This is a genomic window from Komagataeibacter intermedius TF2, from assembly GCF_000964425.1.
GTDB lineage: Bacteria > Pseudomonadota > Alphaproteobacteria > Acetobacterales > Acetobacteraceae > Komagataeibacter > Komagataeibacter intermedius.
In genome coordinates this window covers 1-8877 of sequence record NZ_BANF01000073.1, presented here as the reverse complement: position 1 = coordinate 8877, position 8877 = coordinate 1, and the positions used below count along the sequence as shown (strand labels likewise).

The 8877-nt window shown below is 54.4% G+C and carries 8 protein-coding genes, 2 pseudogenes and 1 other annotated feature; of the genes and pseudogenes, 5 read left to right on the top strand and 5 right to left on the bottom strand.

Features of this window, described 5'->3' with window-relative positions; genetic code table 11:
• Both B7449_RS11445 and B7449_RS24765 read left to right on the top strand, forming a co-directional pair.
• The coding region (locus tag B7449_RS11445; protein WP_244465756.1) for a hypothetical protein at positions 1-468 on the top strand (468 nt) is incomplete at its 5' end.
• A gap of 137 nt (positions 469-605) precedes the next feature.
• A pseudogene (locus B7449_RS24765) lies at positions 606-871 on the top strand (IS3 family transposase); the annotation flags it as partial.
• Positions 746-862, top strand: a sequence feature (AL1L pseudoknot). (Overlaps the previous pseudogene by 117 nt.)
• A 195-nt stretch (positions 872-1066) precedes the next feature.
• Here B7449_RS24765 and B7449_RS11435 read toward each other — a convergent pair.
• The 3 genes from B7449_RS11435 to B7449_RS11425 form a co-directional block, all read right to left on the bottom strand.
• Positions 1067-2407: a PQQ-dependent sugar dehydrogenase gene (locus B7449_RS11435; RefSeq protein ID WP_039734572.1), complete on the bottom strand. Its 1341-nt coding sequence runs from the start codon at positions 2405-2407 to the stop codon at positions 1067-1069.
• A gap of 40 nt (positions 2408-2447) precedes the next feature.
• A complete protein-coding gene (locus tag B7449_RS11430; RefSeq protein WP_039734560.1) occupies positions 2448-3065 on the bottom strand; it encodes an NAD(P)H-dependent oxidoreductase in 618 nt (205 codons plus the stop codon).
• A 94-nt stretch (positions 3066-3159) separates the two neighbouring features.
• The gene (locus B7449_RS11425) at positions 3160-3741 is read right to left on the bottom strand and encodes a TetR/AcrR family transcriptional regulator (protein ID WP_039734559.1); all 582 of its coding nucleotides are present in this window, start codon (positions 3739-3741) and stop codon (positions 3160-3162) included.
• A 121-nt stretch (positions 3742-3862) separates the two neighbouring features.
• Here B7449_RS11425 and B7449_RS11420 point away from each other — a divergent pair, with 121 nt between their 5' ends.
• Complete coding sequence (locus B7449_RS11420) at positions 3863-4843, top strand: SDR family NAD(P)-dependent oxidoreductase (protein ID WP_039734558.1); 981 nt, start codon at positions 3863-3865, stop codon at positions 4841-4843.
• Positions 4844-4975: 132 nt separating this feature from the next.
• Entirely contained in the window at positions 4976-6094 is a 1119-nt protein-coding gene (locus tag B7449_RS11415) for a metallophosphoesterase (RefSeq protein WP_039734557.1), read from the top strand.
• A gap of 184 nt (positions 6095-6278) precedes the next feature.
• Here B7449_RS11415 and B7449_RS11410 read toward each other — a convergent pair whose 3' ends face one another.
• On the bottom strand, positions 6279-6743 hold the full coding sequence (locus tag B7449_RS11410; RefSeq protein ID WP_039734556.1) for a hypothetical protein: 465 nt from the start codon (positions 6741-6743) through the stop codon (positions 6279-6281).
• Positions 6744-7389: 646 nt separating this feature from the next.
• Here B7449_RS11410 and B7449_RS11405 point away from each other — a divergent pair.
• Positions 7390-8454, top strand: coding sequence for a hypothetical protein (locus B7449_RS11405; RefSeq protein WP_039734571.1), 1065 nt, complete (start codon positions 7390-7392; stop codon positions 8452-8454).
• A gap of 118 nt (positions 8455-8572) precedes the next feature.
• Here B7449_RS11405 and B7449_RS11400 read toward each other — a convergent pair.
• A pseudogene (locus B7449_RS11400) lies at positions 8573-8877 on the bottom strand (integrase core domain-containing protein); the annotation flags it as partial.

Below are 8877 nucleotides of genomic sequence, written 5' to 3'. Positions count from 1 at the left end.
GGCCATGCTTCTGCTGGAAGGACGATATTGATGATCCGCGCTATTATCCTAAGCCTGATTTGCGCCGTCTGTATCGGCGGTATCGCATACGCGGGCGCCAGGCCGGAGTCCTTGGAGGAACTGACCTACAATCTCAACACGGTGCTCAATGAGGAACTCGATGAAAGGGCGTTTCTCAATGGGCGCTTGATCGTGCACGTTGAGCGTGTTTCGACCTGTGTGTCGGCGGTCTGGACCCGCAGCGGCGATGTCGGATCGCCGCTGCGGCGCGACCTGCTGGAATGGAACAAAATGTTCGATGGCGATCCTCGGATCGAGGCGCAGTCTTACTATTTGACGTTCGTCTATACTGACCATCGGAGCGATGATGTTGTGTCCATGCCTCTTACGGCGCATCCGGATCGTTTTGAAGATACGGCGGGTGTCTACCTCCCATCGTGCCAACCGAAACGGCATCATCGCAAGTGAGTATCTCTGCTGAGTATCTCTGCGCCAGGCGATCCGACCGGAAACATAACGCTCGGCGGGTCTGCCGGAGCAGAACCATCCGTCACTGCTGGTCCGCAGTGATGATGATAGCGCCAAAGCTGGATATTCATCCTGACACGCTGTCAAAATGGACACGTCTGCATGAACGGGCCAATGCACCTGCGGTAAATGATCTGCCTGATCGGGAGAAGATCAGGCGACTGGAGCGCGAGAACCGCGAACTGCGGCAGGCCAATGAAATCCTGCGCAAGGCTTCTGCGTATTTTGCGGAAGGGGAACTCGACCGCCGCTTCAGGCCATGACGCGCTTCATCGATGAGCACCGGCAGGCATATGGTGTCGGGTCAATCTGCAGGGTTCTGCCGATTGCGCCATCTGTCTATACTCAAATAGGTGGACTGGTTCAATAATCGCCGCATCCTTTCATCCATTGGAAACATCCCGCCAGCAGAAGCTGAGGCCCGCTTTTATGCTCAGCAGAAATTACATGCTTTAGCCGCTTCGTTCAGATAAAAAACGTCTCCACAAAAACCGGGGCAATTCAAATGACAGAATTGTCTTTGATGCGGATATGACCGTTACTCGTTTTTGCCAGTTACGCGCCACACGACACCCCCCACATCATCAGCGACCAGCAATGCCCCTGCGCGGTCTAGCGTGAGGCCTACTGGCCGACCATGCACATGAGCTTCGTCAGGTGTCAGGAAACCCGTAAGCACATCAACCGGCGTACTGGACGGTTTTCCGTCAGCGAAGGGTACATAGATAACCCTGTAGCCGCTTTTGGGATGACGGTTCCATGATCCATGCTGCGCCACGAACAGTCCATGGCGCCATGTATCCGGAAGCAGGTCTGCATCATGGGAAAACGCAATACCAAGCGAGGCCGTGTGCGGGCCAAGCGCGTAATCCGGCATGATCGCCTGCGCGACGAGGTCCGGTCGCTGCGGCGAGACGCGCGTATCAATATGCTGCCCGTAGTAGCTGTAAGGCCAGCCATAGAATGAACCTTCCTTCACCGATGTGATGTAGTCGGGTACAAGGTCACTGCCGATTTCGTCGCGCTCGTTGACCGCCACCCAAAGCGCACCGCTTTCCGGCTCAAAAGCCAGACCGTTCGGGTTGCGCAGCCCTGTCGCATAGGGCGTCAGCTTTCCCGTAGTCAAATCGAGCCTGTCGATCCGCGCCCGTCCTTCCTCGACCTGCATCCCGTTGTCAGCAACATTACTGTTGGACCCGACGGTCACGTACAGGAAACGCCCATCCGGACTGGCGAGCAGGTTTTTCGTCCAGTGGTGGTTGTAGCCTGCCGGCAGATCCGTAACCTTGCTTCCCGGTGCATCAATCCGCGTGTCGCCGTCATGATAGGGAAAGCGGAAAATTGCGTTGGCGTTGGCGACATACAGATCATTACCCACCAGCGCCATACCGAAGGGCGAATAGAGATGATCGAGGAAAACTGTCCGGGTATCCGCTGACCCATCATGTTTGGTGTCGCGTAGCAGGATGATCCGGTTCGGGCTGGGCGCGCCCGCGCCAACCTTGCCCATCACAAAATTCGCAATACGGTTTTTAAGGGTCGAAATATCCGTTTTGGGCGAATTGCTCTCGGCCACCAGAATATCCCCATTGGGCAACCGATAGAGCCACCGTGGGTGGTCCAGGTTTCTTGCATATGCCGAAACCGACAGTCCCTGTGCGGCCACAGGTGCCTGCCCATCTGGCCAGCCTATGGGCGTTGCAACATTAATGGTCGGAAAAAAGGTATGGTTTGGCTGCGGAAGTTCTGGATGAGCCCCGATTCCAGCCGTCATCGGAAGCGATGCTGTTTCCGGATGCATAACGACCTTCCACCCAACGGCGCCAAGCACCGCAAGACTGATCACGCCGATACCACCCCAACGTATCCATGTTTTCATGATAATTTTCCGGCTTTTTGTTGTTACAATAATGCTGGTCTCAATATTGCCGTTCTGCATCATCATCAGGCCGCACAAGGCCAAGAACATCTGCAAGATGGGCACGATAGCACGCGATTGTCTGGTCAACGTGCGGTTCCTTGATCACGTTTGTCGCGAGATATGTCGGAAGCGGCGTCATGCCCAGGAACTGGTTGGCCTTATGAAACGGGAAGTAAACAGCGTCGATCCCTTTTCCTTCAAAGAACTGCGTCGGCTCGATAAAGGCCTCCTCCGGGGCGTTCCATGTCAGGGAGAGCATGTAATGTTTGCCCTGTAGCAAGCCGCCCGAGCCATATTTGCGTTCAGAATGGGCCCGACTGCGTCCATCATTGGCGTACAGCGTGCCATGACCGGCCGTAAAGACTTCATCGACATATTTCTTGACGGTCCATGGCACGTCCATCCACCACCCCGGCATCTGATAGATGATCAGATCCGCCCAAAGAATATTTTCAACTTCGGCTTGAATATCATAGCCATTGTCAATTTTTGTCTGTCGCGTGCTGAAGCCCGCATGTGACAGGGTTTCGAGGGCGGCACCGTGTAGTGTATCGTTCAGACGACCATGGGAATGGCCGAAAGCCTTTCCGCCGTTCAGAAGAAGAATGTTTTTCATCAGATAATGTTCCAGGAAAAAGTTGTCTCAAAACACGCCCGATCATGAAACGGGTTGAGTGTCCGCATGACAACTCATGCTGACACCCGGAGCGTTATGATGCCGACGCCTGTGATCTGGCAATGAGAATATCGACAAGGCGCTTCGCACTGGTCTCCCAGCCGGGACCAGCCGCATAGTTCGATACACCCGCCAGGGCACGGAGCAGGTCGACTGGCTCAATATCCGCGCTGATGTCGCCACTGGCAACGGCAGCCGCTACAAGTCCATCAATCGCACCCTGCAGGACCGTGCCGGACTGTGCGTAGAGCGTGCCCGTGCCACCTGCCAGCCCGTTAAGGGCGGGGGCGATCACCAGCTTGGCGGCAATGTAATCCACGAATAGCCGCATCCATGCCCGAAGCGCCTCCACTGGCGGATGTTGCGCGGCAAGGACCGGTGCGGCATCGGCAAGGCGGTCGAGCTCGGCACGATAGACCGCCTCGATCAACGCATCGCGATTGGGAAAATGGCGGTAAAGCGTTCCGATCCCTACACCTGCGCGATGGGCGATCTCATCCAGGGGGATATCGATTTCCCCTGCCGTGAACGCGGCCTTGGCCACTTTCAGCAGGTTCTCCCTGTTGCGCTGCCCATCGCTGCGCGGTCGACGGCGCGGCTTTTTTTCGTCGGTCACCGATTTTCCTCTTGTTAAACGGAGTAACCCTCCGCATATATAAAACGGAGCAATGCTCCATATAACACCCCGAATGCAGCTTCGGCAAAAAACCGATGCACCATTCCAAGGAGTTTCACCCATGACACAGATTTTTGGCGCAAGCTCTACGACAGAAGATGTCCTTTCAGGTGTATCGCTGAAGGGCAAACGCGTCCTGGTGACCGGCGTTTCTGCTGGCCTGGGCGTTGAAACCGCACGCGCCCTTGCCGCACACGGCGCCCATGTGGTGGGTGCTGCGCGCAACCTGACAAAAGCACAGAGTGCCACCACGCAGGTCCGTGCGGATGCTGAGCGTGGGGGAGGGACGTTCGAACTGGTTGCCCTGGACCTTGCGGATCTGAGCAGTGCCCGCGCCTGCGCCGATCAGTTGAACGCAACCGGCCTGCCTTTTGATCTGGTGATCGCCAATGCGGGCGTGATGGCCACGCCGTTCGGGCATACGAAGGACGGGTTCGAGACGCAGTTTGGCACCAATCATCTGGGGCACTTCGTCCTCGTCAACCGGATCGCGGGACTGCTGCGCACCGGCGCCCGACTGGTTAATGTATCCTCGGCCGGACATCGCTTTGCGGATGTTGACCTGAAAGACCCGAATTTCGATCATACGCCGTATGATCCATTCATCGCCTATGGGCGTTCCAAGACCGCCAATATCCTCTTCGCCGTTGCGTTTGACGCACGGCGCCGCGCACGCGGCGTGCGCGCCACGGCGGTGCATCCGGGTGTCATCCTGACCGAACTGACGCGCTATATGCCAGCAGGCGGCGTTGAGGCGATGGTGGCGAGGATCAATGAACAGGCTGCGGCGGACGGCAAGCCGCCGTTTCAGTTCAAGACCATTCCGCAGGGGGCGGCCACGTCGGTCTGGGCAGGCGTGGTGGCGGAAGCTGATGCGGTCGGCGGCCATTACTGCGAAGACTGCCACGTAAGCCCGGTCGTGCCCGATGACCAGGCGATCGACCTGGTCAGTGAGGGCGTGCGGGCCTACGCGCTTGATCCCGTGCATGCCGAGGCGCTGTGGGCAAAGAGCGAAGAAATGGTCGGGGAAAAATTCTCCTGAGGCGTCAGAGCCCCTGTTTCTGGCATAACGGATACGCGTGACGCCCGGGCAGACGTTTTACCGATGATGTGGTCCGGGCGCAGGGGGGCGGAAGACGTCTCCCTGCGCTTTCGTGCGAGGATATTGATTGTAATGCGCCTTGTTGTTTTTGGTTTGCCCCTTCTTGTCGTGATCCTGAACTGGCTCTGGCCATTACCACTTCCCTTGGGCCTGAAAATACCTGCGGCTGCTCTGGTGGTCATAGCCGCATTTTACCACTACTGGTCCCGGCTTTCCTCGGGGTCCATTTTTGCGCCAGAATTCCCCCGGCCTGTTGTCATCCTGTTCAACTGGGCGTTTGGGGCGATCGGGTTTCTCACACTGCTCCAGATCGCGCTTGATCTTGGTGCGCTGCTGGTTGCGCTGGTGACGTGGCAGCCTGTGCAGATCCCGGTGGGCGCGCGGGCGGTCGTGGGCGGTATTGCCGGAGTGCTTTCCGCCATCGGTGTCGCCAATGCGCTACGGGTTCCGCCGGTCAGGGACGTGACCGTTACCATTCCCGGCCTGTCGCCGGCGTTTGACGGGTATCGGCTGGTCCAGTTGACTGACATGCATATCAGTCGACTGTTTCCCGCCAGATGGGCGAGGGCGGTTGTGGACCGCACCAATGCGGCTGGCGCCGACATGATCGTCGTGACGGGCGATTTCATTGACGGTTCGGTGGCCATGCGTCGTGCCGACGTAGCACCGCTTGCCGGGTTACATGCGCCGGATGGTGTTCTGGCGGTCCCGGGGAATCATGAATATTTCTTCGACTACGCCGACTGGATGCATCACCTGTCGGAACTGGGCTTTCACATGCTGCTGAACCATTACATGGTCATCACAAGGGGAGGAGGGGCCAGACTGATCATTGCCGGCGTCACCGACCGGTCGGCACCCGGGCATGGGCAGGCAGGCCCCGATCTGGTTGCCGCGCTTGCAGGCCGTCCCGCGGGGGTGCCGGTCATACTGCTTGATCATCAACCCTGTGCGGCGCGTGCCGCCGCCGCACAGGGTGTCGCCCTTCAACTGTCGGGGCATACACATGGCGGGATGATTGTCGGCCTCGACCGTCTCGTTGCACGTGGCAATAACGGGTTTGTTTCCGGGTGCTACGATCTGGGTGGCATGACGCTTTACGTCAGCAATGGCACAGGGCTGTGGCCGGGATTTGCACTCCGGCTGGGCAGGCCATCCGAAATCACCTGTTTCCACCTGCGCGCTGGATAATATTGGAGTCCTATCCAACATTTATTATAGATGCTGTAGCCGAAATCGCCTCATCACAGTCATTGGGGCGATCAGGTTACAGGGGCAAGACGCATGCAGGGACTGAAATCAGAGCGCATTATTGCATTCGCAATCTACCGCAGGTGGAATATTAAACAATTAATGATCGGAAATTATTTGAATGTTATTGATCTGCTGATCCCGGTTGTTCGATAATGATCCGCATGCCCCATGTTTTCCCACCATCAGTAGTTGTCAGCACAACCTGATAGGTTCCATTATTGGGGATTATAATATGATCGAGTGGTGTATCGGTTGATGGCCAGATGATATTCTTGTCATCATAATGCTTTAACGACACTGTCATCGGCACAACTGGTGCTGCCGTAATTCCGCTTATGATGGCTGCTTTCTGAATATCTTTAGGCAGTAAGGTCTCAATCGCCCTGACATCGATATCGCCGCCACGGTTGGAGGGTAGACTCAGAATGGCGGAAATGCAGGTTTCGTATTCCTTGTAGCTCTCACTTGTGCAGGGTGTCTGGACGGTCACGCTTGTCGGAGTGCCATCGGGAAGCTTGACGTCTGTCGCATATGCATGGCCAGTCAGCAGGAGTGCTGGAACAAAGGCAAGAAGGCTTTTACGCATTACGGGACACCTTACGGGAAATTTGGATAACGTTCACAATCCTACTTTTCCATTACTCTAAATTGTTTTCTCTGCACAGAATGTGATGGCAGTGTGTCGATTGGTTAACGCATTATTTTATAATAACACATATCCCTTTGAAATAGCTTTCATGTGCCGTGCAGGCTGCTGAAACGGGCAACGTAATCGCAATTATATCAGCGCTCCCTATATCTGACACATTTTGTATTCTTCCGTCTTGCAGAGCTTACGGTGTAACAGTTTCCGGTTTGATGCCTCTCCTGTCCAGCGGGCGGGGCGCGTCCTTCCAGAAACTGACAACATATGAGATTACGGATTCATGTCAGCCTACCATGACTGCATATAAATTGAGCATAGCTTACCATCATTTAATAATTTCGTACAATCTGGCACCGGGACATTCAGTCTATATTATTAAAAGTATGTATGAAATGATGGTGGGCGTGATTATCGCCATTGCCAGACCCAGAAAAAATCAATGTATTTACAATTTAATAAAATCGCGTGTTATCATGATAGAATGCAATCAGGTCAGTTTATGAAGTCAGGTACCCAGCTGTCATCAAAAAAAATAGTTAAAATACAGGATGATACGTTATATTAAGAAATGCAGAGTTTTATTGTTATGAAAAAATTTACGGTGGTGCCGCTCATTTTCTTGTTGAGTGGATGTTATGGCGTTGGCTCTCAGAGACTGGACCATGATCAACTGGACTATTCCCAGGCGTTGATTGGTTCTTCCAAACAACAGACACTCCTTAATGTGGTCCGTTTGAGATATGCTGACACTCCAGGCTTTCTGGATACGACCCAACTGATTTCCGGCTACCAGTTACAACGCAATATTTCCATTGGGGTTGGCTCAGACTCAAATCCGATCAGGCCCGCAGGGGCTATCGGGGCACAGATACAGGAAAGCCCGACTTTTACGTTCCAACCCGTTACGGGAGATGCTTATGCGCAAAGTTTCCTGCGCCCGCTTCCTCCCGGTAGTCTGCTTCCCCTGGCCATGGGGGGGCTGCCCATAGATATTTTATTTCGTTTGTCGGTCCAGTCGGTTAACCTTATCAATAACGCGGGTGCCATAGGGGGAGATGTCGGGAGAGGTTCGCCTGAATTTTTCGAACTCATCTATGACCTCCGCCGATTGCAGATTGCAGGCCTTTTAGGCATACAGCTGGAACATAGTGAGGAAATACCAGGGAAAACTCCGGCTTTTGATCGAGTGTTTCTTACGGTATCATCGACTACAGATCCCCTTCTGGCGGAAGTGGTCAAGTCAACACGGCGTTTTTTCGAAATGGGCCCAAAAGACGAGCGTGTGGAAGTCATATATGGGGCAGGAAAACCGCAACATGGCCAGATCAGGTTGCTTACCCGCACAATGCTTGGCGTTCTGGGACAGATTGCTTATCAGATCGACGTACCGCAGGAAGATATTGATTCAGGGCGCACTCTTCCCAAAATTATTCTGGTAGGACGCAATACAAAGCCAACGGTTTTTGTTCATGTCAGCAATGAACGGCCGCATCTTTCTTTTGTGTCGATAAAATATAATAATAAATTTTACTATATATCGGATACTGATTTTCCAAGTAAGCTTGGATTTACAATGTTGCAGATTCTGATGGAGCTTTCAAAAACCACCAAAAATCCGGGCGCCGTGCTGACCATACCGGTAAATGGGTGAATGCTGTCGGTTTGTTGATTGAAATATCAGAATATTATTTGAAAATAACCTGCTTGTTTCGTTTCAGGATTTGATCGTGCGGATTCTGTATGAACCGTGATGGTTCTTGTTCTCACTGCTGGCGCAGTTGGTCATACGTTTCGTAATAGAAGCGCTTGACCGTCGCCTCCCTGATCGTCCGGTTCATGCGTTCGACCTGGCCATTTGTCCACGGGTGTCGAGGTTTCGTCAGGCGATGCTCGATATCAAGTTCGGCACAGGCCGCTTCGCAAAGAATGGCAACGGAACTGGACGCCATCGGCCCGCACGGCTTTGATATCCTTCGGTGTCCACCCGTCGCCGGTCGGATCGGTGAAATGCGTGCCGTTGTGGGTCAGCAGTAACCGGCCGCTCTGGGCCGCCTTGATTATGCGGCCTGTCTGT